Annotated in this window: 1 protein-coding gene; it reads right to left on the bottom strand. The window is 46.4% G+C overall.

The features are described from left to right. Nucleotides 1-433: hypothetical protein (locus tag H8K33_RS19650; protein WP_186892766.1), on the bottom strand; the 433-nt coding region annotated here is incomplete at its 3' end. Between the last annotated feature and the right edge of the window lie 43 nt (nucleotides 434-476).

Below are 476 nucleotides of genomic sequence, written 5' to 3'. Positions count from 1 at the left end.
GAGCACTATAGTAGCTAGGGTAGATACCACATATGGATGGCAAGTTTAAGGCTAGCAGAGCTTGGGCTTGAGCTTGAGTCTGATCAAAGTAGACACCACCGAACTGTTGCAGGTGTAGTTGCTGCACAACCGCCTGAACACTACTAATGGCCTGGTATTGAGATTGCTGCGCTATCAGCCTGAGCTGTTGGCAGCACTGCTGCTGCATGACTTGGTTGTTTCTCAGTTGAAACGTAGCTGATTGCCAGAAGGGGGTTGCCACTACGCCGTATTGTTGCCTTACGAACTCATTGCATGGGCTAAGCACCTGTTGCTGTAGCAGGAGATGCGGCTGTAGCTGATATTGCCTATAACTTTGACTAAAAGCATCAAACTGCGCAGAGGCACTGCATGCAACAATAGCAAGGAGAACAAATACAAAAATGATCTTCATTGTTGCAGGATTCTAGTCCTATGCTTTTGCTATAAGTTTTGAA

The organism is Affinundibacterium amnicola (assembly GCF_014284275.1).
Classification (GTDB): domain Bacteria; phylum Pseudomonadota; class Gammaproteobacteria; order Burkholderiales; family Burkholderiaceae_D; genus Undibacterium; species Undibacterium amnicola.
Note: the sequence above shows the minus strand (reverse complement) of the source record. Positions and strands in the feature narration are given on the sequence as shown.